Source organism: Actinoallomurus sp. CA-150999 (assembly GCF_050942425.1).
Taxonomy (GTDB): Bacteria; Actinomycetota; Actinomycetes; order Streptosporangiales; family Streptosporangiaceae; genus Actinoallomurus.
In genome coordinates, this window is sequence record NZ_CP192063.1 from 5,773,847 (window position 1) to 5,800,484 (window position 26,638).

The 26,638-nt window shown below is 71.1% G+C and carries 30 protein-coding genes; 21 read left to right on the forward strand and 9 right to left on the reverse strand.

Features of this window, described 5'->3' with window-relative positions:
- Nucleotides 1-79 precede the first annotated feature (79 nt).
- A complete protein-coding gene (locus ACQP2O_RS26615) occupies nt 80-844 on the reverse strand; it encodes an SDR family NAD(P)-dependent oxidoreductase (RefSeq protein ID WP_433190563.1) in 765 nt (254 codons plus the stop codon).
- Between the two features lie 230 nt (nt 845-1,074).
- Here ACQP2O_RS26615 and ACQP2O_RS26620 point away from each other — a divergent pair, with 230 nt between their 5' ends.
- Complete coding sequence (locus tag ACQP2O_RS26620) at nt 1,075-2,124, forward strand: phosphodiester glycosidase family protein (protein ID WP_433190565.1); 1,050 nt, start codon at nt 1,075-1,077, stop codon at nt 2,122-2,124.
- A gap of 54 nt (nt 2,125-2,178) precedes the next feature.
- Here the strand turns inward: ACQP2O_RS26620 and ACQP2O_RS26625 are convergent, their stop codons facing one another.
- Complete coding sequence (locus ACQP2O_RS26625) at nt 2,179-2,631, reverse strand: Lrp/AsnC family transcriptional regulator (protein WP_433190567.1); 453 nt, start codon at nt 2,629-2,631, stop codon at nt 2,179-2,181.
- A 111-nt stretch (nt 2,632-2,742) separates the two neighbouring features.
- Between ACQP2O_RS26625 and ACQP2O_RS26630 the strand changes: the two genes are divergently transcribed.
- The 3 genes from ACQP2O_RS26630 (at nt 2,743) to ACQP2O_RS26640 (ending at nt 4,815) form a co-directional block, all read left to right on the forward strand.
- Complete coding sequence (locus ACQP2O_RS26630; RefSeq protein WP_433190569.1) at nt 2,743-3,360, forward strand: LysE family translocator; 618 nt, start codon at nt 2,743-2,745, stop codon at nt 3,358-3,360.
- Nucleotides 3,361-3,399: 39 nt separating this feature from the next.
- Nucleotides 3,400-3,855: a PaaI family thioesterase gene (locus ACQP2O_RS26635; RefSeq protein ID WP_433190571.1), complete on the forward strand. Its 456-nt coding sequence runs from the start codon at nt 3,400-3,402 to the stop codon at nt 3,853-3,855.
- A 168-nt stretch (nt 3,856-4,023) separates the two neighbouring features.
- Nucleotides 4,024-4,815 (forward strand): isocitrate lyase/PEP mutase family protein, encoded by a 792-nt coding sequence (locus ACQP2O_RS26640; protein WP_433190573.1) that lies wholly within the window; start codon nt 4,024-4,026, stop codon nt 4,813-4,815.
- A 71-nt stretch (nt 4,816-4,886) separates the two neighbouring features.
- On the opposite strand, the gene ACQP2O_RS26645 is transcribed toward ACQP2O_RS26640, so the two are convergent.
- Nucleotides 4,887-6,233: an aminotransferase class I/II-fold pyridoxal phosphate-dependent enzyme gene (locus ACQP2O_RS26645; RefSeq protein WP_433190575.1), complete on the reverse strand. Its 1,347-nt coding sequence runs from the start codon at nt 6,231-6,233 to the stop codon at nt 4,887-4,889.
- 130 nt (nt 6,234-6,363) lie between these two features.
- Here ACQP2O_RS26645 and ACQP2O_RS26650 point away from each other — a divergent pair, with 130 nt between their 5' ends.
- Genes ACQP2O_RS26650 through ACQP2O_RS26670 form a run of 5 tightly spaced genes read left to right on the forward strand, consistent with a single transcriptional unit; the run spans nt 6,364 to nt 10,787 of the window.
- Nucleotides 6,364-7,308: a hypothetical protein gene (locus tag ACQP2O_RS26650; RefSeq protein ID WP_433190577.1), complete on the forward strand. Its 945-nt coding sequence runs from the start codon at nt 6,364-6,366 to the stop codon at nt 7,306-7,308.
- On the forward strand, nt 7,305-8,096 hold the full coding sequence (locus ACQP2O_RS26655) for a nitrilase-related carbon-nitrogen hydrolase (RefSeq protein WP_433190579.1): 792 nt from the start codon (nt 7,305-7,307) through the stop codon (nt 8,094-8,096). The genes ACQP2O_RS26650 and ACQP2O_RS26655 overlap by 4 nt, the downstream gene beginning before the upstream one ends.
- A 12-nt stretch (nt 8,097-8,108) precedes the next feature.
- Complete coding sequence (locus tag ACQP2O_RS26660) at nt 8,109-9,047, forward strand: ABC transporter substrate-binding protein (RefSeq protein WP_433190581.1); 939 nt, start codon at nt 8,109-8,111, stop codon at nt 9,045-9,047.
- 7 nt (nt 9,048-9,054) lie between these two features.
- A complete protein-coding gene (locus tag ACQP2O_RS26665; RefSeq protein ID WP_433190583.1) occupies nt 9,055-10,005 on the forward strand; it encodes an amino acid ABC transporter permease in 951 nt (316 codons plus the stop codon).
- Nucleotides 10,006-10,034: 29 nt separating this feature from the next.
- Nucleotides 10,035-10,787 carry an amino acid ABC transporter ATP-binding protein gene (locus ACQP2O_RS26670; RefSeq protein WP_433191171.1) on the forward strand — a complete coding sequence of 251 codons (753 nt, stop codon included), beginning with the start codon at nt 10,035-10,037 and terminating at the stop codon, nt 10,785-10,787.
- Between the two features lie 35 nt (nt 10,788-10,822).
- On the opposite strand, the gene ACQP2O_RS26675 is transcribed toward ACQP2O_RS26670, so the two are convergent.
- Nucleotides 10,823-11,299 carry a MarR family winged helix-turn-helix transcriptional regulator gene (locus ACQP2O_RS26675; protein WP_433190585.1) on the reverse strand — a complete coding sequence of 159 codons (477 nt, stop codon included), beginning with the start codon at nt 11,297-11,299 and terminating at the stop codon, nt 10,823-10,825.
- A 58-nt stretch (nt 11,300-11,357) separates the two neighbouring features.
- Here ACQP2O_RS26675 and ACQP2O_RS26680 point away from each other — a divergent pair, with 58 nt between their 5' ends.
- Nucleotides 11,358-11,912: a carboxymuconolactone decarboxylase family protein gene (locus ACQP2O_RS26680; RefSeq protein WP_433190587.1), complete on the forward strand. Its 555-nt coding sequence runs from the start codon at nt 11,358-11,360 to the stop codon at nt 11,910-11,912.
- A gap of 9 nt (nt 11,913-11,921) precedes the next feature.
- Here ACQP2O_RS26680 and ACQP2O_RS26685 read toward each other — a convergent pair whose 3' ends face one another.
- Nucleotides 11,922-12,575 carry a response regulator gene (locus ACQP2O_RS26685; RefSeq protein ID WP_433190589.1) on the reverse strand — a complete coding sequence of 218 codons (654 nt, stop codon included), beginning with the start codon at nt 12,573-12,575 and terminating at the stop codon, nt 11,922-11,924.
- Nucleotides 12,563-13,687: a sensor histidine kinase gene (locus ACQP2O_RS26690; RefSeq protein ID WP_433190591.1), complete on the reverse strand. Its 1,125-nt coding sequence runs from the start codon at nt 13,685-13,687 to the stop codon at nt 12,563-12,565. The genes ACQP2O_RS26685 and ACQP2O_RS26690 overlap by 13 nt, the downstream gene beginning before the upstream one ends.
- A gap of 131 nt (nt 13,688-13,818) precedes the next feature.
- Between ACQP2O_RS26690 and ACQP2O_RS26695 the strand changes: the two genes are divergently transcribed.
- Entirely contained in the window at nt 13,819-14,196 is a 378-nt protein-coding gene (locus ACQP2O_RS26695; protein ID WP_433190592.1) for a DUF6069 family protein, read from the forward strand.
- Entirely contained in the window at nt 14,193-15,341 is a 1,149-nt protein-coding gene (locus tag ACQP2O_RS26700) for an alpha/beta hydrolase (RefSeq protein ID WP_433190594.1), read from the forward strand. Before ACQP2O_RS26695 ends, ACQP2O_RS26700 begins: the two co-directional genes overlap by 4 nt.
- 68 nt (nt 15,342-15,409) lie before the next feature.
- Here the strand turns inward: ACQP2O_RS26700 and ACQP2O_RS26705 are convergent, their stop codons facing one another.
- Entirely contained in the window at nt 15,410-16,258 is an 849-nt protein-coding gene (locus ACQP2O_RS26705; protein ID WP_433190596.1) for a MerR family transcriptional regulator, read from the reverse strand.
- Nucleotides 16,259-16,329: 71 nt separating this feature from the next.
- Nucleotides 16,330-16,938, reverse strand: coding sequence for a TetR/AcrR family transcriptional regulator (locus ACQP2O_RS26710; protein ID WP_433190598.1), 609 nt, complete (start codon nt 16,936-16,938; stop codon nt 16,330-16,332).
- 87 nt (nt 16,939-17,025) lie between these two features.
- On the opposite strand from ACQP2O_RS26710, the gene ACQP2O_RS26715 reads away from it, so the two are divergent.
- From ACQP2O_RS26715 to ACQP2O_RS26740, 6 genes are all read left to right on the forward strand, one after another.
- Nucleotides 17,026-17,451 (forward strand): nuclear transport factor 2 family protein, encoded by a 426-nt coding sequence (locus tag ACQP2O_RS26715; RefSeq protein WP_433190600.1) that lies wholly within the window; start codon nt 17,026-17,028, stop codon nt 17,449-17,451.
- Nucleotides 17,448-18,296 carry an NmrA family NAD(P)-binding protein gene (locus ACQP2O_RS26720; protein WP_433190602.1) on the forward strand — a complete coding sequence of 283 codons (849 nt, stop codon included), beginning with the start codon at nt 17,448-17,450 and terminating at the stop codon, nt 18,294-18,296. Before ACQP2O_RS26715 ends, ACQP2O_RS26720 begins: the two co-directional genes overlap by 4 nt.
- On the forward strand, nt 18,284-19,486 hold the full coding sequence (locus ACQP2O_RS26725) for an alpha/beta hydrolase family protein (RefSeq protein ID WP_433190606.1): 1,203 nt from the start codon (nt 18,284-18,286) through the stop codon (nt 19,484-19,486). Before ACQP2O_RS26720 ends, ACQP2O_RS26725 begins: the two co-directional genes overlap by 13 nt.
- A gap of 176 nt (nt 19,487-19,662) precedes the next feature.
- The gene (locus ACQP2O_RS26730) at nt 19,663-20,301 is read left to right on the forward strand and encodes a PadR family transcriptional regulator (RefSeq protein WP_433190608.1); all 639 of its coding nucleotides are present in this window, start codon (nt 19,663-19,665) and stop codon (nt 20,299-20,301) included.
- Between the two features lie 191 nt (nt 20,302-20,492).
- Entirely contained in the window at nt 20,493-21,695 is a 1,203-nt protein-coding gene (locus ACQP2O_RS26735; RefSeq protein ID WP_433190610.1) for an FAD-dependent monooxygenase, read from the forward strand.
- Nucleotides 21,696-21,893: 198 nt separating this feature from the next.
- The gene (locus ACQP2O_RS26740; protein WP_433190612.1) at nt 21,894-23,447 is read left to right on the forward strand and encodes an IPT/TIG domain-containing protein; all 1,554 of its coding nucleotides are present in this window, start codon (nt 21,894-21,896) and stop codon (nt 23,445-23,447) included.
- A 16-nt stretch (nt 23,448-23,463) separates the two neighbouring features.
- Here ACQP2O_RS26740 and ACQP2O_RS26745 read toward each other — a convergent pair whose 3' ends face one another.
- Nucleotides 23,464-24,231: a TetR/AcrR family transcriptional regulator gene (locus tag ACQP2O_RS26745; RefSeq protein ID WP_433190614.1), complete on the reverse strand. Its 768-nt coding sequence runs from the start codon at nt 24,229-24,231 to the stop codon at nt 23,464-23,466.
- An 84-nt stretch (nt 24,232-24,315) separates the two neighbouring features.
- On the opposite strand from ACQP2O_RS26745, the gene ACQP2O_RS26750 reads away from it, so the two are divergent.
- Genes ACQP2O_RS26750 through ACQP2O_RS26760 form a run of 3 tightly spaced genes read left to right on the forward strand, consistent with a single transcriptional unit; the run spans nt 24,316 to nt 26,623 of the window.
- Complete coding sequence (locus ACQP2O_RS26750) at nt 24,316-25,260, forward strand: ATP-binding cassette domain-containing protein (protein ID WP_433190616.1); 945 nt, start codon at nt 24,316-24,318, stop codon at nt 25,258-25,260.
- Complete coding sequence (locus ACQP2O_RS26755) at nt 25,257-26,075, forward strand: ABC transporter permease (RefSeq protein ID WP_433190617.1); 819 nt, start codon at nt 25,257-25,259, stop codon at nt 26,073-26,075. Before ACQP2O_RS26750 ends, ACQP2O_RS26755 begins: the two co-directional genes overlap by 4 nt.
- Nucleotides 26,072-26,623 (forward strand): DUF1707 SHOCT-like domain-containing protein, encoded by a 552-nt coding sequence (locus ACQP2O_RS26760; protein ID WP_433190618.1) that lies wholly within the window; start codon nt 26,072-26,074, stop codon nt 26,621-26,623. The genes ACQP2O_RS26755 and ACQP2O_RS26760 overlap by 4 nt, the downstream gene beginning before the upstream one ends.
- Nucleotides 26,624-26,638: the final 15 nt, after the last annotated feature.

Consider the following 26,638-nt stretch of genomic DNA (forward strand, 5'->3'; position numbering starts at 1 on the left):
GTCGCGGCCACCCGGCCGCGACCACCGCCCGGCTCCCGTCGGCGACGGTCGGCGGCATCGCCCAGCGATCCCGGCATCGTCACCAGGTCTGTTCGGCGGCGCGGACGAGGACTTCGTTGACCGCCACCCGCCGGTCACGGGTGACGATGTAGGTGACGGCGTCGGCGATGTCCTCGGGGCGGAGCATCTCCATGTCCTCGGTCATGCGGGCGATCTGTTCGCGGATTCCGTCGCGGACGTGCGAGCCGAGTTCGGTGTCGACGGTGCCCGGTTCGACCACGCTGACCCGTACGCGCTCGCGCATGACCTCCTGGCGCAGGGCCTCGGTGAAGCCGTTGACGCCGAACTTGGTGAGGTTGTAGACGGCCGTGCCGGGGCGTGCGACACGACCGGCTGTCGAGCTGATGTTGACCAGGTCCGCGACGCGGCGCGGGGAGTCCTGGGCGGCTTCGCGGAGGTGGGGGAGGGCCGCTCGGGTGACCTCCAGCAGCGCGTTGACGTTGATCGCCAGCATGCGCTCCCACTCGTCGGCGGGGGCGTCCGCGACGGGCCCGGTCAGCATGAGCCCGGCGTTGTTGACGAGGGTGTCCAGGCGTCCGAGTTCGGTCACCACGCGCTGGACCGCTCCGGCGGCCTGGGCCGCGTCGGTGAGGTCGGCCTGGACCGTCAGGGCCGCACCGCCGGCCGCGGTGATGCTCCCCGCCACCTCGTCCAGCCGGTCACGGCGCCGTCCCACGACCGCGACCGCGGCACCCTCCGCTGCCAGGGCGCGCGCGGTGGCCGCCCCGATGCCGCTACTCGCGCCGGTCACCAGTGCGACCGTGCCACTGAGAATGCTCGACATGTTCCTGCCTCACTCACAGCCCCTGAAGGCTCTCGACCGCTACTCCTCACGCTGAGATGCCGCCCTGACCTGCGAACATCTCGAATCGGAGGACCCTCCGGTCAAGAGTAAGCGGAGAATCCTCCGATTAGCAAAACGGGGACTCCGGAGAGCGATGGGCCCGTGAGCGGCGCGATCGCGCCGTGATGTTCGCCTGGTTCCAATACGCCTTGTCTGGCATGATCCACCGGATGGCGGGGGAGCAGTCGGAGCCGGGCCGTCCCTGGTGGGGGATCCTGCGACCGTGGCGGTGGCCGCGACGATGGCGGTGGCTCGTCGCGCTGGCCCTGGTGCCGATCCTGATGGCGTTGTCGGCGGTGACGGTGGCGTACGGGGAGGGCGGCTGGTACGGCGTCAACGTGATGCTGCGTCGCGGCGCCAGCATCTGGGTCGATGTCGCTCCGGACGACCGCCGGCTGTCTCCGGGGATCCGGTTGTCGCTGGCCGGGCAGCGTACGCCCGACGCGGCCGAACCGGTGCGCTGGCGCCGGGTCGCCGTCGGGTTGGATGTCGCCGAACTGCCCGTCCGGGTGGGCGGGCGGCCGGTGGACGCCCTGTTGCTCAGCCGGGTCGACCCGGCCCGTTACCGGTTCCGGGTGCTCAACCGCGCGGCCGGGGACCGGGACGTCGGTGGCTGGATGGCCGCCACGGGAGCGTCGCTGGTCGTCAACGGCAGTTACTACGCCCACGACGGGCCCCCGGACACCCCCGTGGTCAGCGACGGCCGTCGGCTCGGCCCCGCGTCGTACCAGGCCACACACGGGGCGTTCGTGGTCGGCGGGCCCGGTGACCCGGGCGGTGCCCGGTTGGTGGACCTCGCCGGCCTCGACTGGCGGCAGGTCACCGACGGCGCGAACCAGGCGATGGTGTCCTACCCGATGCTGCTGGGAGCCGACGGACACGGCCGAACCGGGGGAGCGGGCGAACGATGGCTGGCCAACCGCAGCTTCCTCGGGCAGGACGGCGCCGGGCGGATCATCGTCGGCACCACCCGTGACGCCTATTTCTCCCTGCCTTCGCTCGCCGCGTTCCTTCCCCGTGCCGGGCTCGACCTGCGTCTGGCCTTGAACCTGGACGGCGGGCCGGTCGCCTGCCAGAAGGTGTCGGCCGGCGGGTACCGGCGGGACTTCTGCGGGCGCTACGAGATGGCCGTGCACGGCGGCCGGCTTCAGCTGCTGCGGTCGCTGGTCGACTTCCGGCGCTGGGCCCTGCCGATGGCGCTGGTGGCCGTCCCGCGCTGACCTGGTGAGCGCCTGGCGGCACGGCCGCAGGGCGGCATCCCATCGGTGGACCGGCTACTCGGGAAGCGGGCGGTCGTGGACGACGTTCTTCATGACCAGGGTGGACGTCAGGCGCTGGACGCCCGGCAGCTTGGCCAACTGATTGTCGTAGAGCTGCTGGAAGGCCACGAGGTCGGCGGTGGTGACGCGCAGGAGGTAGTCCGGTTCGCCGAACAGGCGCTGAGCCTGGATCACGTGGGGGACCGCGGCCACGGCCTCCTCGAAGGCGTCGACGGTGTCGCTGTCCGACCAGCGCAAGGTGGCGAAGACCAGGGCCTCGAACTCCAGGCCGACGGAGGCCGGGTCGACGACCGCGCGGTAGCCGCGGATCGCTCCCTCTCGCTCGAGGTCACGCAGGCGGCGGTGGCAGGGCGAGACGCTCAGCTTCACGCGGGCGGCGAGCTCGGTCACCGTCAGGCGGCCGTCCAACTGCAGTTCAGTAAGGATCTTCCGGTCAAGGGCGTCCATGGAGAAGATTCTCCCTCATACAGCCTGATCAGCGAGTAAGAAGAGCAACACTTTCTGGCGGATCGCGCCTAATCTTCCCTCTTGGAACATGAACGTGAGAGGGATCGATCCATGAACACGACCACGGTGGCCGCTTTCCTGGCGGTGGACCTGCTGCTGGTGTTCACCCCCGGCGCGGACTGGGCCTACGCGATCGCCGCGGGGCTGCGGGACCGGTCGGTCGTCCCCGCGGTCGCCGGGCTGATAGCCGGATACGCGGGATACACACTGCTCGCCGTGGCCGGCCTGGTGGTGATCGTGGCGAGCTCGGCAAGCGTGCTCACCGCGTTGACCGTTCTTGGGGCCGCCTACCTGATGTGGCTGGGCTGGGGGGTACTGAGGAAGCCCGCCGCTCTGGCCGCGGCCGCGGAGGACGCGGGCTCCTCGCGCTGGCAGATCATGCTCAGGGGAGCCGGGATCAGCGGCCTGAACCCCAAAGCGCTGCTGCTGTACTTCTCGCTGTTCCCGCAGTTCATCAACCCGGCGGCCGGCTGGCCCGTCGCGGCGCAGACCGGACTGCTCGGCGCGCTCCACATGACGGCCTGCGCGGTCGTCTACCTCGCCGTCGGCGTCCTGGCCCGCACCGTGCTGACGACCCGGCCCTCGGTGGCCAGGGCGGTCACCCGCGCCTCCGGTGTCATGATGATCGTCATCGGCGGGCTCCTGCTGGTGGAACGCCTGGCCGGCTGACGAACCCGCCCATCCGCTCACTGCCGTCAAGGAGAGCACGTGGAAGACCAGACGCAGCAGGAACAGGCGAGCCCTGAGATACAGAAGCGCATCCGGGCGAGCTTCGATCGCCAGGGGCTGATGGGCCACCTCGGTGCACGCATCTCCCGCATCGCCCCCGGCCGCGTGCAGATCGTGCTGCCCAGCAGGCCCGAAGTCACCCAGCAGCACGGCTACTTCCACGCCGGCGCCACCAGCGCCATCGCCGACAGCGCCGGCGGCTACGCGGCCTTCACGCTGTTCCCCGAGAACACCGACGTGCTCACCGTCGAGTACAAGATCAACCTCCTCGCGCCCGCCGTCGGCGACCACCTGGAGGCGATCGGAACCGTCGTGAAGTCCGGGCGCACGCTGACCGTGTGCCGGTTGGAGGTGTTCGGCGTCCAGGACGGCGAGCGGTCGCTCGTCGCCAACGGTCAGCAGACACTGATCCGTATTAACGGGCGCGAGCAGTGAGTCCGCAGTCGCTTGAATTGGCCTGAACTTACTATGTAAAGGCCATCGGCTGGATAACTTCCAGCCTCTTTTAGGGGAAAATCCTCCGCAGCCCGCCAGGACGTTTCGCCGCACGTCGAAATGTTCCGGCATTAGCGTCGTGGTCATGACGACGCTGGAGGTGATCGCATGACCGTGGACCGTTGTGCCGAGTTCCGGGCGCTGCACCACGCCGCCGCTCCGCTGCTGCTGCCGAACGCCTGGGATCACGCGTCGGCCGCCGCGCTCGCCGACGCCGGGTTCGCGGCGGTCGGGACCACGAGTCTGGGTGTGGCGGCGGCCGCCGGGCTACCGGACGCCGAAGGCGCCACCCTGGCCGAGACGCTGCGGCTGGCGCGTTCGGCGTCCCGACTGCCGTGTCCGCTGAGCGTGGACATCGAGGGCGGCTTCAAGGCCGACCCGGAGGGCATCGCCGCCGTCGTCGGTGAGCTGGCCGATCTGGGAGTCGCCGGAATCAACCTCGAGGACGGCAGGCCGGACGGGACGCTGGCGGATCTGTCGCGGCAGGCCGAGGTGATCAGGGCGATCCGGGCACGGGCTCCCGGCGTGTTCGTCAACGCGCGTACCGACGCGTTCTGGCTGGGGGTCGCCGAGCCGCTGGAGGAGGCGTTGCGCCGGTCGTCGGCGTTCATCGAGGCGGGGGCCGACGGGGTGTTCGTGCCGGGGGTAGCCGCGGAGGAGGACATCTCGGCGCTCGTCGCCGGCAGCGCCGCTCCGGTGAACGTCCTGTTCCTGCCGGGGCGGCACACGGTCGCGGGGCTGGCTGATCTCGGCGTCCGCCGTATCAGCCTGGGGTCGCTGCTGTTCCGTGCCGCGCTGCACGCGACGGTGGAGACGGCACAGGCGATCCGAGCCGGTGAACCGGCGGGCACCGGCCTGCCCGGTTATGCCGACGTCGTCGAGTTGATCAGCCGGTTTTAACGACTGAAACTTACTATGTAAAGGCCGCCGGTTTGTTGAAAAAACCCGAATAAAAAAACCGATAATTTTCCTCAAGGACGGCCAGCCGCGAGAACGACCAGGTCGGCGAGGCGGCGAAGGGATTCCGGGTCGTCGGGGAGTTGGCCGGTGGCGATGCGGATGTGCGGGGCGGAGGGCCGTACCTGGTAGCGGCTGCCGGGGGCGGCCGCCACGCCGTGCGCGGCGAGGGTGACGAGGGCCGCGGACTCGTCGGCGACCGGCACCCACAGCATCAGCCCGTCGTTGTTGTGGGTCACCACGCCCTGGGCGGCCAGTGCCTCGGCCATGCGTTCGCGGCGTCGGGTGTAGACGGTACGGGCGTGGTCGACGGACGCGCGGGCGTCGGGATCTTCGAGGAGATGGGCCAGGGCGTCCTGCAGGATGCGGCTGGTCCAGCCGGTGCCGTAGCTGCGGAGGACGCGGACCCGCTCGATGGTCTCCTCGGCGCCGCCGAGGACGGCGACGCGCAGGTCGGGTCCGTGGGACTTGGAATATGAGCGGATCAGGACGGTCTGGCCGGGCAGGTGCTCGCCGACGCTGACCGCCGGTGTGGTCGAGGCCTCGCCGAGTCCGTCGTCCTCGATCGCGAGGGTGCTGGTGGGGGCGAGCAGCGCGGCGAGTTCGGCGGCGCGTTCCCGGGTCAGGGCGTGGCCGCAGGGGGTGTGGGCGCGGGGCTGGTAGACGAAGGCGGCGGGGTTGGTCGCCAGGGCTTCGGCGAGGGCGTCGGGGATCGGGCCCGCCTCGTCGCAGGCGACCGGGATCACTTCGGCGCCGAGGGCCTCGAAGATGTCGAGCAGGCGTGCGCCGGTGGGGTCTTCGACGGCGATGCGGTCGCCGGGCAGGGCGGCGGTCTGGCAGGTCAGCTGGACGCCTTCGTAGCCGCCGCCGGTGACGAGCCAGGCGCCGGCGGGGAACGGCCAGGTGGGTTCGACGGCGCGGCGCAGGCGCGGGGTGATGGTCTCGCGGGCGTAGTCGTTGAGGCGTTCGGCGTGTGCGGCGGCGGCGAGGGCCTTCTCCAGCGGGGGGAGCAGGGCGGGGTCGGGGGAGGCGATCGCGAGGTCGACGGCGAGGTGTCCGCCGAAGTGGCCGATCCGTTCGTAGCGGACGGGGTGGGGGACGCTGGGCGGTCCGACGACGATCGTGCCGCGGCGGCGTTGCGCGCTGATGGCGCGGTGCCGGCGGAGCGTCGCCCACGCGTCAGCGACCGTGGCGGGGCTGACGCCGAGTTCGGTGGCGAGGCCGCGGACGGTGGGCAGGCGTGTCCCGGCGGGCACCTGTCCGCCGCGGATGAGGTCGGTCACGGCGGAGGCGATGCCGCGGGCGCTGCGGTCGCCGATGTGGTCGGCGAGCCATTGGGCGTCCACCGAGGGCTCGGGCATGGTCCCTACCTGCCGTTCTGTCGATTTCGTTGTGGTAAATCTTTGTGCAGTAACAAAGTGAGTATTGTACTTGCTTCTGACTGAACATATCGTCGGTCGCCATCGAGAGATGTCGAGCGAATGGAGCGATGTGTCGGTTCCACGGATTCGCCTGGCCCTGCGCGACTGGGATCATCTGGTCCCGCTCGTGACCGGCCGGGTACGCCCACGGGACTTCGAGCTGGAGGTGGAATCCCGGCCGGTGACGCCGGACGTGCTCGCCGAGCCTGAGCTGGACGGCGGCGAGACCTCCTTCAGCCGTTACGCGCTGGGGCGAAGCGGCGGCGACGACCGCCTGGTCGGGCTCCCGGTGTTCGTCATGCGCGGGTTCCGGCACCGGTGTGTCCTCGTCCGGCGCGACAGCGACCTGGCGTCGCCGAAGGACCTGGCCGAGGCGCGGATCGGGCTGACGGGCTGGCCGGACTCGGGTAACACCTGGACGCGGGCGCTGCTGCGCGCGGCCGGGGTGGACCTGGACGGCATCGCCTGGACGGTCGGGCCGCTGGTCGCGGGCGAGACGGGCAAGGACCGGGTGGGGCCGCGGCCGCTTCCGCCGAACGTCGCGGTGGCGGCGGAGGGCGAGTCGCTGGTCGAGGGGCTGGCGGCGGGGCGGTTCGACGCCGTGTTCACGCCGTTCATGCCGGATGAGCTGTTCACCGCGGACAGCCGGTTCCGTCACCTGTACGAGGATCATCGCGGCGCCGAACTGGACTATTTCCGTACGACCGGGTTCGTGCCGGGGATCCACCTTCTGGCGGTCAAGCGCGCGGTGGTCGACCGGTACCCGTGGCTGCCGGCGGCTTTGGAGGAGGTCTTCGAGGAGTCCAAGCGCGTCTGGGTGGCGCGGCGGCGGCTGCTGGCCGACACCACGCCGTGGCTGCTCGCGGAGCTGGAGGCGGGCGCGGAGATCTTCGGGCCGGACTGGATGCCGTACGGGACGGCCGCCAACGCCGCGATGACCGCCGCGTTCTGCGACGAGCTTCACCTGCAGGGCATCAGCCCGCACCCGATCGACGCCGAGGAGCTGTTCGTATGAGGATCGCCGTTGGGCAGTTCGCCGTCGCCGAGGACTGGGCGGCCAACCTGAAGGCCTGCCAGGCGCTGGTCGATGAGGCCGTGGCCGGGGGAGCGGACCTGCTGGTGCTGCCGGAGGACTCGATGGCGCTGTTCATCGACGAGCCGATGCGGATCGTCGAGGCGGCCCAGTCGCTGTCCGGACCGTTCCTGAGCGGCCTGCTGGAGCACACCGTCGGGTCGTCGACGACGGTCGTCGTCGGCATGCACGAGCCGGCCGGGGACGGAAAGGTCCACAACACGCTCGCCGCGCTGCGCGACGGCGCGCTGGTGGCGTCGTACCGGAAGGTGCACCTGTACGACGCGTTCGGCGCGCGGGAGTCGGACCGGGTGCGCCCGGGTGGCGGTGAGCCGGTGGTGTTCGAGTGCGCGGGCTGGCAGGTCGGGTTGATGACCTGCTACGACGTAAGATTCCCGGAAATGGCCCGGCTGCTGGTCGACCGGGGTGCCGAGTTGCTGGTGCTGCCGGCGGCCTGGGTGCGCGGGCCGGCCAAGGAGTGGCACTGGGAGGTCATGGTGACCGCCCGGGCCCTGGAGAACACCTGCTACGTCGCGGCGTCCGGCGAGTGCGGCCGCCGCAACATCGGCGCGAGCATGGTCGTGGATCCGCTCGGGATCGTTCGCGGCCGGCTGGCCGACGGGCCTGGGCTGTTGTGGGCCTCCGCGGACCGCGAGGAGCTGGCCGCGGCCCGCCGGAAGCTGCCCGTGCTCGCCAACCGGCGATTCTTCGTCGACCCGTCAATGCGTTAAGGAGTAGATATCGTGTCGAAACGGATCGTCGCCGCGCTGGCCGCGGCAAGTGTTCTCACGGTGGCCGGCTGTGGTGCGAACCCGAGCGAGGTCGACGGCGGCAGCGGCGGCAAGGCGCAGGGTGCGAACGCCGTGGACCTGAAGCAGACCCTGAACAAGGATCTGAACGCGAAGCTGCCGGCGAAGGTGAAGGCCGCGGGCAAACTGATCTCGGTGAACAACGGGTCGTTCCCGCCGTACGAGATCGCCGGTTCGGACGGGAAGACGCTGTCCGGCGCGTCGGCCGATGTCGCGACGGCGCTCTCGCAGATCCTGGGCGTGAAGATCGAGCACGCGACGGTGGACGGGCTGCCGAGTGAGCTGAGCGGAATCAAGGCGGGCCGGTACGACTTCGCGATCGGGCCGATCGGTGACTTCCCCGAGCGGGAGACCGCGAACGACTTCGTGGACTGGGTGCGGGAGTTCGTGGTGTTCGCCGTGCCGCAGGGGAACCCGAGGCACATCAACTCGATCACGGACACGTGCGGGCTGCGCGTCGCGGTGATGGCGGGCGGTTCGGCGGAGGATGTGATCAAGAAGCAGGCGCAGACGTGCGTGCAGCAGAAGAAGCCGGCCGTGCAGGTGCAGTCGTACAAGGACCAGCCGACGTCGATCCTGGCGGTGCGGTCGGGGCGCGCGGACGCGTTCTTCTCCTCGCAGGCGCCGCTGACGTACTTCGTCAAGGAGGCCGGTAAGGCGCTGGAGCTGGCGGGCACGGGTAAGCCCAACGGGTTCGCCGACCTGTACCAGGGCGCGGTGGTCGCGAAGGGGTCGCCGCTGCGGGACGTGCTGTTGGAGGCGCTGCGGGAGTTGGTGTCGAACGGCACGTACAAGAAGATCATGGACAAGTGGGGTCTGTCGGCGAACGTGCTGGGCAAGCCCGGCGTGAACCTCGCACCGAGGAAGGGGTGAGGCTTTCGTGGCTGTGACCGATAAGACGTCCCGTGAGGCGGCGGGTGAGGTGGACGTCGCCGGTGCGGCGCGTACGCGGCATCCGTTGCGGTGGGTGGCGTCGCTCATCCTGCTGGTGCTGGCGGCGCAGCTGGTGCACCTTCTGGTGACCAACGACAACTTCGAGTGGGGCGTCGTCGGCCGGTACTTCAACGCGTCGATCATCGGGCAGGGGATCGCGACGACGCTGGAGCTGACGGTGATCGCGATGGCCGTCGGTGTCGTGGGCGGGGTGCTGCTGGCGGTCGGCCGGCTGTCGGACAACCGTCTGCTGCGGACGACGTGCGGGCTGTACGTGTGGTTCTTCCGCGGGATCCCGGTGCTGGTGCAGCTGGTGTTCTGGTACAACCTGTCGGCGCTGCTGCCGCGGGTGTCGTTCGGAGTGCCGTTCGGTCCGGAGTTCGTCAGCGGGGAGACCAATCACCTGATCACACCGTTGTTCGCGGCGATCCTGGGCCTGGGGTTGAACGAGGCGGCGTACATGGCGGAGATCATCCGTGGTGGGCTGCTGGCGGTCGATCCGGGTCAGACGGAGGCGGCGCAGGCGCTCGGCATGAGCGATGCGCGGACGTTCCGGCGGATCGTGCTGCCGCAGGCGATGCGGTTCATCGTGCCGCCGACGGGCAGCCAGGTGATCAACATGTTGAAGGCGACGTCGCTGGTGAGCGTGATCGCGCTGGCGGACCTGCTGTACACGGTTCAGTCGATCTACAACCGGACGTTCCAGACGATCCCGCTGCTGATCGTCGCGTGCCTGTGGTACCTGCTGATCACGTCGGTACTGTACGTGGGGCAGTCGTTCATCGAGCGTCATTACGCGCGGGGGGCGACGCGGAACGCTCCGCAGGGTTTCTGGGACTTCGTGCTGATGCGCCGCCGGGCGCAGTTGCCGCCGACCACTCCGGAGGTGCCGTCGTGACCGCCGTTCCGCTGACCGACGCGCCGCCGATGGTGCGCGCCCGTAACGTCCGTAAGAGGTTCGGGCATCTGGAGGTGCTCAAGGGCATCGACCTGGACGTGGCGGCGGGGGAGGTGGTCGTCGTACTGGGCCCCTCCGGGTCGGGCAAGTCGACGTTCCTGCGCTGCATCAACCATCTGGAGACGATCGACGGTGGTTCGATCCATGTCGACGGTGAGCTGATCGGGTTCCGTGCGCACGGGGGCCGGGTCCGGCACCTGCACAAGCGGGAGATCACCCGGCAGCGCCGGGAGATCGGGATGGTGTTCCAGCAGTTCAATCTGTTCCCGCACCTGACGGTGCTGCAGAACATCATGGAGGCGCCGACGGGCGTGCGCCGGGAGCCACGCGGGCCGGCGCGGGAGCGGGCGCTGGAGTTGCTGGCGAAGGTCGGGCTGGAGGAGAAGGCCGCGAGTTATCCGCGGCAGCTGTCCGGAGGGCAGCAGCAGCGGGTGGCGATCGCGCGTGCGCTGGCGATGCGGCCGAAGCTGATGCTGTTCGACGAGCCGACGAGCGCGCTGGATCCGGAGCTGGTGGGTGAGGTTCTGGCGACGATGAAGGGCCTGGCGGAGGAGGGCCTGACCATGGTGGTGGTGACGCACGAGGTCGGGTTCGCGCGGGAGGTCGCCGACCGGGTGGTCTTCATGGACGGCGGCGTGGTCGTGGAGTCCGGGTCGCCCGCTTCGGTGCTGGACGATCCGTCCAACCCGCGTACCCGGGCGTTCCTCAGCCGGGTGCTGTAGAGACGGGGGCCGCCGGCCAGGCGGCCCCCAGGTGTTCAGGGTGCGAACCAGCTGACGGTGTCGACGCCGAGGGCGGCGGGGGCGACCACCGAGCGCAGGGTGTCCTCCAGGCCGGCGAGGCGGTCGGCGCCGACGGTGGCCGCCCACCGGGAGCGCAGCTCGTCGAAGATCGCCGCTGACCGGGTGAGTGAGTCGACGCCGCGGGCGGTGAGGCGTACGAGCTTGCGGCGGCCGTCGGCGGGGTCGTCGACGCGCTCGGCGTAGCCGAGTTCCTCGAGCCGGTCGATGGTCTTGCCGGCGGCCTGTTTGGAGACTCCGAGGCGGCGGCCGACCTCGCTGGCGGTGGCGCCGCCGGGGCCGATGGCCTGCATGGCGAACCCGTACGCGGGCCGTACGTCGGGGTGGCCCTGGCGTGCCAGTTCGGCGTGGAGTTCGTCGATGAGCGTGCGGAATCCGGCGATGAGGAGCAGGGGCAGCTCATAGCCCGGCCGGTTGTCAGCCGTTGCGGACATCGTCAACCTGGTTTACTGTTTCGACAACCACGTTGCCGATTTTAGGGGATGATCCCTCATGGCGTTCACCGAGCACACGATCGAGTCCGCACCGCCCGCCGCCCGCCGCTCCATGGAGGCCGCCGCCAAGAAGCTGGGATACCTGCCCGCGGCGGTCGCCCGCCTCGCCACCTCCCCGCAGACGCTGGACGGCTTCCTGCGGGCGAACGCGCTGTTCGAGACGACCACCTTGAGCCCGCTGGCCCGGGAGGTCCTCGTCATGACCATGGCCACCCGCAACGGCTGCCACCTCTGCGTGGCCATGCACACGGCCGGCCTGACCGCGCACGGCGCTGACCCGGACCTGATCGCCGCCCTGCGCGAGGGCCGGCCCCTGAACGACGCGCCGCTGGAGGCGATGCGGCGGTTCGTCCTGGAGGTCCTGGCCACCACCGGCGCGGTCTCGGCCGAGGCCATGGAGGACTTCCTCGGCCACGGCTACACGCGCCAGAACGCCCTGGAGGTCGTCCTCGGCATCGGCGTCTACACCATGTCGACCCTGGCCAACCGCATGACCGGCGCGCCCCTGGACGAGCGGCTGGAGCCGTTCGCCTGGACCGGGCACGCCGCCTGACGCCCTAGGTCAGGCCAGGCCCGCGTCGTGCGCCAGGAGCGCGATCTGGGTGCGGTTGTCCAGGTCGAGTTTGGTGAGGATGCTGGAGACGTGGGCCTTGACCGTCGTCAGGCCCATGGCCAGTTCGGCGGCGATGTCGGCGTTGGTCCGGCCCCGGGCGATCGCGAGGGCCACCTCGTGCTCGCGCGGGGTGAGGGCGGCCAGCGTGGCGCGTGCCCGTTCGTAGGCGCCGGCCTGCGTGACGGTGCGGTCCATGAGCCGCCGGGTGATGCCGGGTGACAGGATCGGCTCCCCCGCGGCGACCCGGGTGACCGCCTCGACGATCTGCTGGGGCGAGGCGTCCTTGAGCAGGAACCCGCTCGCGCCGGCGCGCAGCGCGTACAGGATGTTCTCGTCGGTGTCGAAGGTGGTCAGGACGATCACCTCCGGCGGGCGGGCGCGGGCGCGCAGCCGGCGGGTGGCGGTGATGCCGTCCACGCGCGGCATGCGCAGGTCCATCAGCACGACGTGGGGGGCGTAGGCGTCGGTGGCGGTGATGGCCTCCTGGCCGTCGGCCGCCTCGGCGACCACGGTGATCCCGGCGGCGCCGTCCAGCATCATGGACAGGCCCGCGCGCACCATGGCGTCGTCGTCGACCAGCAGTACGCGGATCACGCGGGCCATGGTAGCCAGGCCAGGAGACGGAACTGCCCGTCGGTGATCTGATGGTCCAGCCGCCCGCCGGCCAGCCGTACCCGCTCGGTGAGGCCGACCAGGCCGAGGCCGCTGCCCGGCGCGATCGGGGCCGGTTCCGCCGCGGGCATCGGGTTGCGGACGTCGATCACCAGGCGGGTGCCCGGGGTGCCGTGCAGCAGCATCTCGACCGGCAGGCCGGGGGCGTGCTTGCGCGCGTTGGTCAGCCCCTCCCGTGCGACGCGGTACGCGGTCCGGGCGGCGCCCGCCGGGAGGGCCGCGGCATCGGTGACCTCGTCGCGGAGCCGTACCGGCTGGCCCGCCTGACGCGCCTCGGCGACCAGGCGGGGCAGGTCGGCCAGCGTGGGCTGGGGTTCCATGCCGTCGCCGGTGTCGTCCTCCTCGCGCAGCAGGCTGATCACCTGCCGCAGCTCCTCCAGTGCCTGGTGCACTCCGGTGCGGACCACCCCGGCGGCCCGGGCGAGCTGTTCGGGGGAGGCGTCCGGTCGGTACTCCAGCGCTCCGGCGTGGGTGGCCACCAGGGACAGCCGGTGGGCGAGCACGTCGTGCATCTCCCAGGCGAGCGTGCGCCGCTCGGCCATTCGGGCCTCGGCGATCCGTCTGCCCTGCTCGGCCTCGGCGCGCAGGGCGCGTTCGCGCAGTGAGAAGAGCAGTGCGCGGCGGGAGCGGGCCAGCGCGCCCCAGCCGACCAGCGCACCGTACGCGGCGCAGATCAGCACCAGCCACCAGCCGAGGGAGATGCCGGAGTTCGGCCGCCACAGTCCTTGGACCACGTGGGCCGCGACGCCCGCCGCCCCGACGGCCACCGCGACGGAGAACCGTCTGCGCTGGGCCACCTGCAGCGCCCCCATCGTCGCCGCCGTCGTGGCCACCGGAAAGGCCACGGCCAGCAGGGTGGCGGTCAGCGTCCCGGCGACCGGCCACCACAGCTGGGCGATCGCCGCGAGCAGGCTCACGACCGCGACGGCGACGTCCAGCCAGGACGTGGAACCGTGTCCCCACATCGACACGCCGGTCAGCGTGCCCACCCCGAGGGTCACGCTCGCCACCGCGACCGGATGCGGGGAGGGCAGCTCGTTCACCGCGCCAGGTTAATCGCCGGTGTGACGGAGCTGGTACCTACTTAAGTCGGACCCGCCCCCCGCCGGAGCAGGACAGGACGCGACCGCGCGCCCGATGCCGCGGCCCCGGCGGCCGGGCGAGGCTGACCGGCATGAACACCTCCATCAACAGACTCCTCCTCACCGCGTTCGGCGCGCCTGCGGCGGCCCTGGTCGTGTGGGCGCTGGCGGTGCCGTTGGCCGGGACCACGCTGACCGTGCGGGCGGGCGGCGGCACCAGCACGGTCGGGCCGGTGCCGGTCGCGGTCGCGAGCCTGCTGGCCGGGCTCGCGGGCTGGGCGCTCCTGGCCGTCCTCGAGCGATCGGCCACCCGGCCGCGCCGGATCTGGACGATCACCGCCGTGGCCGTGCTCGTCCTGTCCCTCACCGGCCCGCTCACCGGTGCCACCGGTGCCGGAACGGCGCTGGTACTGGTCCTGTTGCACCTTGTCGTCGGCACCGTTCTCGTCCTCGGGCTGGCGCGGCGATGAACCTGCCCTACGGGTACCTGGCCGTTCTGGTGCCGATCGCGGCCTGCGCCGTGTTCACGCTGGCCGCGCCGGGCCGGCCCCGGACACTGGCCAGGCTCGCCTTCTTCATCGGCGTGGTCGTGGGCGAGCTGCCCTTCGTGGCGTTCGCGTGGCTCCTGGCCGCCACGGTCCTGGCCGTCGTCCAGGGCGACCTCACCTCGCCCCTCCTCGCCGGGGCGGCCGTGACCACGGCGGGCCTGGGACTGGTGGCCTGGCGCGGCCACCGGGCGCTGCCCGCCGTGCGACGCGCCATGGGGGCGGTGCCGGTCTCGCGCCGTCTGCCGTACGGGCGCATCCTGTTCCGGCCCTTCTTCCGTCGCCGCCGCGGTGTGGAACGGATCCCGGACCTGCCGTACGGCCCGGCCGGCCGGCGCAATCTCCTGGACCTGTACCGCCACCGCTCGCGGCCCGCGGGCGTCCCGGTCCTGATCCACCTGCACGGCGGCGGTTACACGGGCGGCAGGAAGAACAGCCAGTCGCTGCCTCTCCTGTACCGGCTGGCGGGCCAGGGCTGGGTGTGCGTCAGCGCGAACTACCGTCTGCGGCCGCAGGCGACCTTCCACGACCATGTGGTGGACGCCAAGAAGGTGATCGCCTGGGTCCGGGAACACGGCCCCGCCTACGGCGCCGATCCCGACCGGATCATCCTGGCGGGCAGCTCCGCCGGCGCGCACATGGCGGCCCTGGCCGCGCTCACTCCCGCCGACCCTGCCTTCCAGCCCGGTTTCGAGCACGTGGACACCTCGGTCGCAGCGGTGATCGGCCTCGGCGGCTACTACGGCGCCTACTACGACGCGGACGCCCAGACCTCGCCTCTTGCCCATGTCCGGCCCGACGCGCCGCCGTTCTTCCTCGTCCACGGCGACCACGACACCGTCGCCCCCGTCGAGGGCGCCCGGCTCTTCGCCGAACGCCTCCGCGGCCTGTCGACCCGGCCGGTCGTCTACGCCGAACTGCCCGGCGGGCAGCACGCGTTCGACCTGTTCCACTCACTGCGCTTCGAAGCCGTCGTCAACGCCGTCGACGCCTTCGCCGCACATGTCCTGCCGCCCGGTGCCCGGGCGCGCGCCGCCGCGCCGGACCGCGAGATCCTGGACGGCGCGTGACTCCGGCCGTACTCCCGGGGCCATGGCCCGACGAGTGTCGGCACAGACGAGCCGGTGGCGTCGCGCGGTCACTCCCAGATCGCGGACTCCGGGTCGACTCCGTGGGCCGCGGCGTTCGCGAAGATCGCGTCGCGCAGCCAGACGGCCAGGCCCGGTGCGGCCGTGTCGAAGTATTCGGCGTACCCGGGATCGTCGACGAACATCCGCCCGATGCACGCCTGCATCGCGTGCGTGCAGTCGAAGTACCGCGAGAGCAGTGCGCGGTGCCGTTCCGCGAGGGCGTTCGCCTCGCCGGAGCCGGGTGCGAGGCCGGCGCGCTTGGCGGCGGCGAGGTCGGTGTTCAGCGCGTCGGTCGTGGCCGCGATGCCCTTCCAGTCCTCCGGTGTCATCCGGTGGGCCCGCTCGGCGTACTGCGCCCACTGCGCGCTGTCGCCCCAGCGGTCCTCGGCCTCCTCGACCCAGGCGGGCTGCCAGTCGTCGCCGAAGATCTCGACCTGCTCCTCCGGAGTGAGCCGCATCCCCGTCTTCGACGCCTCCAGCATGCGATCGACCGCGCCGACCATCTTCTGCAGGCGGTCGATGCGTTCCATCAGCTGTGACCGCTGCCGGCGCAGGTGGTGGCGCGCGTCGGTGCCCGGGGCATCGAGGATCCGGCCGATCTCGGCGAGTGGAAAGCCCAGCTCCCGGTAGACGAGGACCCGGTGGATCCGGGCGACGTCGTCGCCCGAGTACACCCGGTACCCGGCCCAGGTGCGCTCGCTCGGGCGTACGAGGCCGATCGCGTCCCAGTGGTGCAGCGTCTTCACGCTGACCCCGACGAGAGCGGCCGCCCGGCCGACGGTGAGGCCACCGGGTCCGGCCGGGTCGGCGTCCTCCCCGGCGCGGATCGATCCCTGCTCGGGGGCGTCACTCGTCACCGGCTCAGTATGGCCGGTGGGAAGCAGCGGATGTGCCGGCCGAGGAACAGGGCCGCGTGGTCCATCGGCAATCAGTCCTCGGCGGTCAATCCCTGTAGTGGGTGAGGATCCAGGGTCCTGGTGGTGAAGCTCGTTAGTTGCGCCCGCATTCTTTCGCGCGGCACGCACTCTTGACCGGCCAGGTGTTCGACGAGGTCGGCTCGGGTGGCGGCGAGCAGTGCATGGGCGATGAAGTCGCAGTCGGCCAGACCGGGAATCTGCTCCAGCATGGCTTGGAGCAGGCTGTGCCATCGCTCATAGTGCTCTGCTTGGTATGGGCTGACACTCCCGGTTTCTTCCAGTGCCAGTGCGAGACGGCGATTGTCGAGTTTGAAGCACAGGAGGGCGTCGAGTAGGGCGGGTATGCGCTGAAGCGGCGGGGTGGCGGGCCCTAGGGGCGGCGGACCCGCGTCGACGGTTTCCATGATCGGTTCGAGCCGTGCTTCGTACAGTGCGCGGATCAGCCCGGTGCGGTCTCCGAAGGCGCGGAAGAGCGTTCCTTTGCCGACGCCGGCCGCTGCGGCGATGTCGGCCATGGTGACGTCCTCGGGGCTCTGACAGCGAGCGAAGAGGGTGTCGGCGGCCGCGAAGACGGCCATCCGGTTACGGACGGCATCCTTGCGAGGCTTGCGCTCGGGCACGCGGGTCCTCCTGTTGCGATACGGACTGTGGGTCCGTATTGTGAATCCCGGACCAAGGGTCCGGATTTAATGAGATGGAGGATACCCGTGTCCGCACACACCACCGCGTCGGATCTGTACCGCCACAGCCTGCGACTGCTGCTGGAGAAGAACGTCCCCGGCTGGGTCGACCTGTGGGCCGAGGACGGCGTCATGGAGTTCCCCTTCGCCCCCCAGGGCTGGCCCGGGCGGTTGGAGGGCAAGGAGGCCATCGCCGCCTACATGCGCGGCTACCCCGACCACATCGACCTGCACGACTTCCCCGACGTGCGGATCCACCAGACCACCGATCCGGAGACCATCGTGGTCGAGATGCGCGGCGTCGGCCGCCTGGTGGAGACCGGCAGACCCTTCGACATGACCTACATCGCCGTGGTGACCGTTCAGGACGGGCGCATCGTCTCCTACCGCGACTACTGGAACCCCCTCGCCGTGGTCGAACCCGGCGTCGACTTCGTTGGGAGCACCCGATGACCGCCACCGGCACCACTTTGGTCATCGGTGCCACCGGCACCACCGGTAGCCGCACCGCCGCGCAGTTGGTAGCCGCCGGCCACCGTGTCAAGGCAGCCGGCCGTCACGCCACCCCGGTCTCCGGCGCGGAGCCGGTCCGCTTCGACTGGTACGAGCCCGCCACCCACGTGGCCGCCCTTGACGGAGTCGACCGCGTCTACCTCATACCGCCCCTGGGCGACTCCGACCCGGCCGCGGTCATGCTGCCCTTCCTCCAGCGGGCCCGCACCGCCGGCGTGCACCGCGCGGTGCTCCTCAGCTCCTCGGCCATACCCGAGGGCGGCCCGGCGGTGGGAACGGTGCACCAGGCCCTGCCCGGCCTGTTCGAGCAGTGGGCGGTGCTGCGGCCCTCCTGGTTCATGCAGAACTTCACCGGCACGCACATCCACGCCCTCAGCATCCGTGAAGACGGCACCATCTGGACCGCCACCGACAGCGGCCGTGTCGGCTTCGTCGACGCCGGGGACATCGCGGCCGTCGCCGTCCACGCCCTGACCGACGAACATGCCCCCAACACCGATCTCGTCCTCACCGGACCGGAGGCGCTCAGCTACGACGACATCGCCACGGTCATCACCGAGGTCACCGGCCGACCGGTGGTCCACCGCCATCTGTCCTACGAGCAAATGCGCGATCGCCTCGCGGCGCTGATGCCGGCGGAGTTCGCCGCGATGCTGACCGGCATGGACCGTGCCATCGCCGCGGGTGCCGAGGACCGCGTCACCGACGCGGTCCAGCGCATCACCGGTCGGCCGCCGCGCGCCTTCCGCGCCCTCCTTGAGAAGGAGACGCCATGGAGCAGTTGATGTTCCCAAGCGATCAGCAGTTCTGGTTCGAGACCCTGCGCAATCTCGGCTTGGCCGTCTACGGCGGCTCGGACGTCGGTGAAGTCATCGCCACCGCCGCCCGCGTCGCCCCCGGCGACTACGACGGCTGGCACGACGCCTGGCTGTCCACCGCCAAGCGCTTGGAGACCGAGGCCCGCGCAAGCCACCCTGTCAGCGCGCGCGACGGACTCCTGCGCGCCTCCACCTACTACCGGGCCGCCGAGTTCTTCCTGCACGGCAACCCCGACGACCCACGCATCGACCACGCCTACGAGCGCGGCGTCGCCTGCTTCCGCGACGCCATCGCCCACATCCCCGGCATCGCCCCCGTGGAGATCCCGTATGAGGACACCGCGCTGCACGGCTACTTCTACCGGGCGGCGGGCGAGGACCCGAAGCCGACACTGGTGATGCACAACGGATTCGACGGCGCCGCCGAGGAACTGCACTTCTTCGGCGCCGTCGGCGGACAGGAACGTGGATACCACGTCCTGACCTTCGACGGCCCCGGGCAGCCTGCGGCCATCCACCGCGACGGGCTGACCTTCCGGCCGGACTGGGAGAACGTGGTCGGTCCCGTCCTGGACTTCCTCGCCCAGGACCCGGGCGTCGATCCAGCCCGCATCGCGCTGCTCGGCGTCAGTCTCGGCGGTTACCTCGCGCCCCGCGCGGCGGCCTATGAGCCGCGCCTGGCAGCCGTCGTCGCCGTCGACGGTGTCTTCGACGCCGTCTCCGCGCTGACCGCGCACCTCCCGCTGCCACACGACGAGGCGGTCCAGCGCGCGGTAGCGGAGCACGACCGGGAACTGGACCGGATGATCGCCGAGGCCCGTGAGCAGAGCCCGACCCTGCGCTGGGCCTGCGACCACGGGCGCTACGTCACGGGGACCTCGACCGACCGCAAGTTCCTGGCCGAGTACGCCCGCTACAACCTGGGCGACGGAAGCGCGGAAAAGATCACCTGCCCCGTGCTGGTGTGCGAGGCGACCGCCGACCTGTTCTACTCCGCCACCGAGGAGCCCGACCCGCGCAAGCTGTACCGGCACCTCACGGCGCCGAAGAAACTCTTGAGCTTCACCGAGGAAGAAGGCGGCGACGCCCACTGCCACCCTGGCGCCCTTCGCCTTGCGGTGGCGCGCATCTTCGACTGGCTCGACGACACGATCTGATCTGGCGTATTCCGGCCCCACCTCGACCGGAGACGCCCCGATCCGGGTTCCAGGCGAAATAGCCCGGCTCCCCCGCACACGGTTCGGCGAGCCCTGCGCAGCCTTCAGCCACTGGATGCTCATCACCGATATCCGGATATACTCGTAGGCGAGTATTCGGATGCGAGGTGAGGGCGATGGCGAAGCGGCGGAAGGTCGGCAACCTGCTGGCGCTCGCCGTCCTGTCGGCGGTCGTCCAGCGGCCGATGCACCCGTACGAGATGGCCTCCGCTCTGCGTGCCTGGGGCAAGGACCAGGACATGAAGATCAAGTGGGGGTCGCTGTACACGGTCGTCCAGAACCTGGCCAGGCACGGTCTGCTGGAGGCCGCCGGGAGCACACGGCAGGGCGGCCGTCCCGAGCGCACCGTCTACCGGATCACCGACGCCGGCCGAGAGGAGCTGACCGACTGGGTGCGTGAGCTGGTCTCCACCCCGGAGCCGGAGCAACTGCGGTTCACCGCCGGCCTGTCGGTGCTGGCGGTCCTGCCGCCGGACGAGGCCGTACCTCTGCTCGAACGCCGTCTCGCGCTGCTGGAGGAGGACCTCGCCGGGCGGCGCGAGGACCTGGCGCGTTACGGCCGGGAGGTTCCGCGGCTGTTCCTGATCGAGGGGGAGTACGAGCTGGCCGTACGGGAGGCGGAGACCGCCTGGGTCCGCTCGCTGCTGGAGGAGCTGACGTCCGGGACGTTCCCGGGCCTGCAGGAGTGGCGGGCCTGGCACGAGGCCGGCGGGATGTCGCTCGAGGCGGGGGAGGGAAGCGACACGACGACATAGGAACGGCCCCGGCGAGGTGCGGCAACACCACGCCGGGGCCGTCATCCTCGAACCGAAGCCCACGGAAGGCCCGGCCACGAGGTGGCACTCGAAAGGATAGTCGGGTTCCTCTGTGGGAGCCGGTTCGGACGCACAAGATCCGGATCGATCGGCCGGAGGCCGGGATCGCCCGGCCCCGGCATGGAGGAACCATGACGAAGGTCAAGAGCGCACTCGTCATCGGCGGCGGGATCGCCGGGCCGGTCGCGGCGGTGGCGCTGCGCAAGGCGGGCATCGAGGCCACCGTGTACGAGGCGTACCCGAACACCGCGGACGGCGTCGGCGGCTCGCTCGCCCTGGCGCCGAACGGCGTCGCGGCGCTCCGCATCGTCGGCGCCGACGAGGCCGTCCTGGCCGCCGGCCGCCCGCTACACCGGATGATCATGGCGATGGGCGCCAAGCGGCGCTTCGACGTGCCCATGGTGGCGCCCCTGCACCTGTTGTGGCGCGCCGACCTGCACCGGGCCCTGCACGACCACGCGGTCGCGCACGGCGTCCCGGTCGTCCATGGCAAGCGCCTGATCGGCGCGGAGGAGACCTCCTCGGGGGTGACCGCGCGGTTCGCCGACGGCACCACCGCCACCGCCGACGTCCTCATCGGCGCCGACGGCGTCCGCTCGACCGTCCGCGGGCTCATCGACCCGGACGCGCCCGGCCCGAACTACACCGGAATGCTCGGCTTCGAGACCGCCGTGGACTGCGAGGTGCCCGGCGGTCCCGACAGCATCACCTTCGCCTTCGGCAAGCGCGCGTACTACATCTACCGGCCCCGCCCCGGCGGCGGCGCGGAATGGGGTGCCAACCTGCCGTGGCGCACACCCCTGCCGCTCGCCGAGGCCCGCGCGGTGTCGGCCGAGGAATGGCTGCGCCGGCTCCACGACGCGTACGGCGACGACGACCCGGGCCGGCGGCTGCTCGAGCACACCAGCGCGGACCGGCTGCAGGTCATCGGAGCTCTGCAGATCATGCCGAAGGTCCCGCACTGGCACCGCGGCCGGATGGTCCTGGTCGGCGACGCGGTGCACGCCCCGTCCAACACCTCCGGCCAGGGCGCGTCCCTGGCCATCGAGAGCGCCGTCGAACTCGCCCGCTGCCTGCGCGACCTGCCCGACGCGCCGAGCGCCTTCGCCGCCTACGAGCACCTGCGCCGCGACCGGGTGGAGATGATCGCCGCACGCGCCGCGAAGATCAACCACGCCAAGGCGCCCGGCCCGGTGGCCCAAGCCGTGATGCCGCTGCTCATGCCGATCCTGACCAGGACGGTCATGAACCCGGAGAAGACCACCGGCCCGGTGTACCGCCACCGGATCGACTGGGACGCCCCCGTGGAACCGGCCCTCGCCCACGGACGCTGATCGACCCCCTCGGCTCCGCGCCCCGGCGCGGAGCCGAGGGGGCCCAGCGGTGACCGCGATCCGCGGCCTGGACGACTCCCCATCGTTTGTCACCGTCGGTAGCGGGAACGCTACGGTCCGACGTTTCCGGGCGTGCAAGGTGTGCGCTTATGGATACGGCCAAATTCGGCTCGGTCGCGCGAGCCCGGGGGAGTGAGCATGCCGAACGAACCGCTGCAACCGACGGTGCCCCAGGTGGCCATGACGCTGGCCGCGATCGCGGCGACCGCAGCCACCCCGCGCCCGTCGGGGGAGACGCCGGCGGAGCAGAGCAACAGGATCTTCCTGGGCATCAACCAGCAGCTGGCCGACTCCTGCCTCGCGACCCAGGGCACCTGGATCCTGCAATGGGTCGGGCTGAGCGCGGACAACGCGAACATGGCGTACCTCGCGCAGAACAACGACGGCTCCAACGAGTTCGCCGTGGTCATCCGTGGCACGGTCGCCAACGTGACCGACATCCTCGAAGACCTCGACGTCGGCACGACGGTCCCGTTCACCGCCGTCTCCTCGCCGCCGAAACCGGTCCCGGTCTCGGTCTCCAAGGGCGCGATGGAGGCGTTCACCCAGGTCATCACCATGAGCGCCGTCGATGTCACCCTCGTGCAGGCACTCAGCGACGCGCTCCACCAGGCACCGCCGAACCCGACGGTCTACGTGATCGGCCACAGCCTCGGCGGCTGTATCGCGACCATGGTCGCGCCCTACCTCCAGGCACAGACCTGGCCCGATACGACCCCGCAGTTCGCGCTCCACACCTTCGCCGCGCCCACCGCCGGCGGCCCGGACTTCGCGGCCTACCTCAAATCCGTCTCCGTGGACTGGGTCGCCAACGAGCGCTACTACAACGTCTGGGACCTGGTGCCGCAGGCCTGGGCCGGCCTCGACGAAGTCATCACCCAGAAGTGGTACCCCGATCCCGGCCCGGCGGCCGACGACGATGTCACCGGGGTCCTCTCGGCGATCGCCGGCCTCCCCGGCCCCAACGTCTACGAGCAGCCGGGCAACGCCCTCCCGCTGAACTGCAGCACCTACCAGAACGGGACCTACGACCCGAGCCTGGTCAAGAAGTCACTCCAGGACTTCATGGGCCAGGCCGCCTTCCAGCACGCCAACTCCACCTACCTTGGCCTGCTCGGCGCGCACGATGTCCCGCCAGGTCCGGTGGTGACCACCATCAGCCCCAACGTCGGCGCGGCGGGCACTGAGGTCACCATCACCGGCAGCGGCTTCGGCGCCGACACCGCGGTCGACTTCGGCACGGTGCCGTGCCCCCGGTTCGGCGTCAGCGACGACGGCACCCAGATCACCGCCTACGCGCCCGAGGGTGTCGGCGTCGTCGCCGTCCGCGTCACCACCAACCTGGGCACCTCCCCGGCCGTCCCGTTCGGCCAGTTCGCCTACGGCGGCCCCGCGCCCGTGGTGGTCACCGGCATCAGCCCGGACAGCGGATGGACCGATACCCCGGTCACCATCACCGGCGTGAACTTCAACTCCGGCGTTCCCTGCGGACCGCCTCCCACGGTCTACTTCGGCGACAACGCCGCCGAGCCCGTCCAGCTCACCCCGTCCGGCCAGATCACCGTCACCGCGCCCGCGCCCACCATCGGGTTGGGCAAGCCCATGACCGTGAACGTGACCGTACTGTCGGACGGCTACTCGTCCCCCGCGAGCCCGGCGGACGAGTTCAGCTACCAGAAACCGTCGCAATAGAGATCGCCGGCCGTCGCTAGTCGCGGTCCTGCCGTCCCTGACGGTGCGCCGCCGCCACAGGCTCGGCCGCTGCCGGGAGGGCCGCGGCGATGCAGTCGAGGACGCGCTTCAGCCCGTACCGGAACTGGTCGTCGCGGCTCAGGCGCGGCCCGCGCGCCTTCATCGCGATCTTGCTGAAGATCGGATACTCGTTGCTCTTCAGCAGCTGGGCGAAGTACGGGTCGTTCCGCGCCATCCATTGCGACTCGCTGAGCCCGCTGCGGCGTACCTCCTCGGCCCAGCCGGCCTCGTCGCGGGCGGCGCCCTCGACGTAGCTGTTCAGGATGGCCATGAGGCCGAGGTTCTCGTCGATGGAGACGCGGGCGTCGAGCACTCCCATCACCCGTTCGATCACCAGCAGCTGGTTGGGGCCGAAACTGGGGCGCACCCCGTTCACGGCGGCGATCCACGGGTGCCGCAGCCACATGGCCCGCAGCTGGTCGGCGTAGCGCGATAGGTCCGCGCGCCAGTCGCCGGAGGGAATGCCCTCGACGTCGATCTCGCCCATCAGCCGGTCGGCGATGAGCTCGATCAGGTCGTCGCGGCTCGGGACGTACCGGTAGAGGGACATCGCGCCCGCGCCGATCTCGGCGGCGATCCGCCGCATGGTGGCGGCCTCCAGCCCCTCGGCGTCGGCGATCCGGACCGCCGCCTCGGTGATCTGCGCGCGGCTGTAGGTCGGCTTCGGTCCGCGGGCCGGGCGCTCGGGCCGCATCCAGATGTTCACGTACTCGGCGTCGGTCACCGCTCCACCCTACTTGCGTACGCAGTACCCGGTAACTTAACCTGGCCGCCATAACCGCGTACAAGGTACCCAGTGGAGGAGATCATGGCGGATCCGATCGTGGTCGCCGAGGGGCTGCACAAGTCCTTCGGCGACACCCATGCGCTGCGAGGCCTGGACCTGAGCGTCCCGAGAGGAAGGATCTGCGGCGTGCTGGGGCCGAACGGCGCGGGGAAGACGACCGCGGTGCGCATCCTGGCGACCTTGTCCGATCCCGACGCCGGGCACGCCCGCATCGCCGGATACGACGTCGTCCGCGAGGCCGGCCGGGTGCGGGACAGGATCGGGCTCGCGGGCCAGTACGCCGCCGTCGACGAGAAGCTCACCGGCCGCGGCAACCTGCGCATGTTCGGGCGCCTCTACCACCTGCCCCGGCGCGAGGCCCGCCGGCGGGCCGACGAACTGCTCGAACGCTTCGGGCTGACCGACGCCGCCGATCGTCCCGTCGCCGGCTACTCCGGCGGCATGCGGCGCCGCCTCGACCTGATCACCAGCCTCATCCTGCGCCCCGAGGTGCTCTTCCTGGACGAGCCGACCACCGGCCTGGACCCGCGCAGCCGCGCCGAGATCTGGGACAGCGTCCGCGCACTGGTGGCGGACGGCACCACGGTGCTGCTCACCACGCAGTATCTGGACGAGGCCGACCGGGTGGCCGACGACATCGCCGTCATCGACCACGGGCGGGTGATCGCCACGGGCACCCCCGACGAGCTGAAGGCCACGATCGGAGACCGCCTCGACGTCGCTCTCGAAGACCCCGCCGCGCTGCCTTCGGCGGCGACCGTGCTGAACGCCCTGGCCGGGACCGATCCCACGACGACGGGCACCGACCGGCTCAGCGTCGCCCTGCCCCGCGGCGGTTTCCGGCTCGCCGACGTCGTGCGCGAACTCGACCGCGCCGGGATCGCCGCGGCCGACGTGAGGCTGCGCCGCCCCACCCTCGACGAGGTGTTCCTGCGCCTCACCGACCGTAAGGAGAACGTCCGATGACCGCCCTCACCCCGCCACTGAGCCGCCTGCGCTGGACGTTCATCGACGGCCTGACCCTGGTCGGCCGCGAGCTGGGACGGCTGCGGCAGGAGCCCGGGCAGATCATCGCCGCGCTGATGTTCCCCATCATCATGGTGGTGCTGTTCGGGTACGTCTTCGGCAGCGCGATCGCCGTTCCGGGCGGCGGCGACTACCGCGCGTACCTCATGCCCGGGCTGTTCTCGATGGTGGCCTTCACGGCGGTGCAGGGGGTCATGGGGCGGATGGCCGCCGACGCCTCCCGCGGCGTGATGGACCGGTTCCGCTCCATGCCGATGGCGCGGTTGGCGGTACCGTTCGGGCAGACCGGCGCCGACTCCCTGATCAGCGTGCCGCTGCTGGCCGCCATGGTCGGGACGGGCCTGCTGGTGGGCTGGCAGCCGCACCGCGGCCCGCTCCCCACGGCCGAGGCGTTCCTGCTGATGCTGCTGCTGCGGTACGCGCTGAGCTGGGTGGGCGCCTACCTGGGCCTGGTGGTGAAGAACGAACAGGTCGTCGACCAGTTGGCGCCACTGTTCCTGCCGCTGACGATGCTGTCCAACTCGTTCGTCCCGACCGACGGCATGCCGGGCTGGCTGCGGTTCCTGGCCGACTGGAACCCGGTGAGCGCGACCACCGCCGCCTCCCGGAAGCTGTTCGGCAGTCCGGGCGCGACATCCGCGCACGCGGCCTGGCCGCTCGCGCATCCGGTGGCCGCCGTCCTGCTCTGGTCGGCCGCGCTGCTGGCGGTGTTCGTCCCGCTGTCGGTCCATACCTTCATGCGCAGGGGACGGTGAACGCCCAGGCCGGTGGGCCGGACCACCGGCCGCCACCGATCAGCGACGACGACCGCGACACGGCCGTGCGACGCCTCCAGGAGGCGTACGCCGAAGGGCACATCACGCACGAAGAGCTGGACGACCGCCTCCACCAGGTGCTCACCGCCAAGACGCACGGCGAGCTCGCGTCGGCTCTGGCCTCACTCCCGGAGGAGAACGCCGGCACCACGTCCACGATCGCCGCCGTCGGCGGACGGATCCAGCGGCGCGGCGCATGGCGGGTACCCCGGAGCCTCACGGTCGCGTCCGCACTGGGAAGGGTGCACTTGGACCTCTCCCGGGCGGTCATCGACCACCCGGTGGTCGACATCGAGCTGCGACTCGGCACCGGCGGAGCCAAGATCACGGTGCCCCGCGACGCCATCGTCGACATCGAGGGTCTGCACACCGAGTGGAAGGCCCCGCTCTACACCACCCGGCGCCGCTCCCGCCCCAGCGGGCCGAGGATCCGGATCTCCGGGACCCTGGGCCTCGGACGGTTGAAGATCCGCCACGCGCGGCATTAACGCTGCCCGCAAGGG

Excerpts from the sequence above, each read along its gene's own strand:
- ACQP2O_RS26695 (WP_433190592.1), top strand. The coding sequence starts at position 13,819 with ATGAACACCTCCATCAACAGACTCCTCCTCACCGCGTTCGGCGCGCCT.
- ACQP2O_RS26735 (WP_433190610.1), top strand. The coding sequence starts at position 20,493 with ATGACGAAGGTCAAGAGCGCACTCGTCATCGGCGGCGGGATCGCCGGG.
- ACQP2O_RS26640 (WP_433190573.1), top strand. The coding sequence starts at position 4,024 with ATGACCGTGGACCGTTGTGCCGAGTTCCGGGCGCTGCACCACGCCGCC.
- ACQP2O_RS26670 (WP_433191171.1), top strand. The coding sequence starts at position 10,035 with ATGGTGCGCGCCCGTAACGTCCGTAAGAGGTTCGGGCATCTGGAGGTG.
- ACQP2O_RS26615 (WP_433190563.1), bottom strand. The coding sequence starts at position 844 with ATGTCGAGCATTCTCAGTGGCACGGTCGCACTGGTGACCGGCGCGAGT.
- ACQP2O_RS26685 (WP_433190589.1), bottom strand. The coding sequence starts at position 12,575 with ATGGCCCGCGTGATCCGCGTACTGCTGGTCGACGACGACGCCATGGTG.
- ACQP2O_RS26675 (WP_433190585.1), bottom strand. The coding sequence starts at position 11,299 with ATGTCCGCAACGGCTGACAACCGGCCGGGCTATGAGCTGCCCCTGCTC.
- ACQP2O_RS26730 (WP_433190608.1), top strand. The coding sequence starts at position 19,663 with ATGGCGAAGCGGCGGAAGGTCGGCAACCTGCTGGCGCTCGCCGTCCTG.
- ACQP2O_RS26645 (WP_433190575.1), bottom strand. The coding sequence starts at position 6,233 with ATGCCCGAGCCCTCGGTGGACGCCCAATGGCTCGCCGACCACATCGGC.
- ACQP2O_RS26700 (WP_433190594.1), top strand. The coding sequence starts at position 14,193 with ATGAACCTGCCCTACGGGTACCTGGCCGTTCTGGTGCCGATCGCGGCC.
- ACQP2O_RS26755 (WP_433190617.1), top strand. The coding sequence starts at position 25,257 with ATGACCGCCCTCACCCCGCCACTGAGCCGCCTGCGCTGGACGTTCATC.
- ACQP2O_RS26680 (WP_433190587.1), top strand. The coding sequence starts at position 11,358 with ATGGCGTTCACCGAGCACACGATCGAGTCCGCACCGCCCGCCGCCCGC.
- ACQP2O_RS26655 (WP_433190579.1), top strand. The coding sequence starts at position 7,305 with ATGAGGATCGCCGTTGGGCAGTTCGCCGTCGCCGAGGACTGGGCGGCC.
- ACQP2O_RS26725 (WP_433190606.1), top strand. The coding sequence starts at position 18,284 with ATGGAGCAGTTGATGTTCCCAAGCGATCAGCAGTTCTGGTTCGAGACC.
- ACQP2O_RS26620 (WP_433190565.1), top strand. The coding sequence starts at position 1,075 with ATGGCGGGGGAGCAGTCGGAGCCGGGCCGTCCCTGGTGGGGGATCCTG.
- ACQP2O_RS26720 (WP_433190602.1), top strand. The coding sequence starts at position 17,448 with ATGACCGCCACCGGCACCACTTTGGTCATCGGTGCCACCGGCACCACC.
- ACQP2O_RS26625 (WP_433190567.1), bottom strand. The coding sequence starts at position 2,631 with ATGGACGCCCTTGACCGGAAGATCCTTACTGAACTGCAGTTGGACGGC.
- ACQP2O_RS26750 (WP_433190616.1), top strand. The coding sequence starts at position 24,316 with ATGGCGGATCCGATCGTGGTCGCCGAGGGGCTGCACAAGTCCTTCGGC.
- ACQP2O_RS26740 (WP_433190612.1), top strand. The coding sequence starts at position 21,894 with ATGCCGAACGAACCGCTGCAACCGACGGTGCCCCAGGTGGCCATGACG.
- ACQP2O_RS26630 (WP_433190569.1), top strand. The coding sequence starts at position 2,743 with ATGAACACGACCACGGTGGCCGCTTTCCTGGCGGTGGACCTGCTGCTG.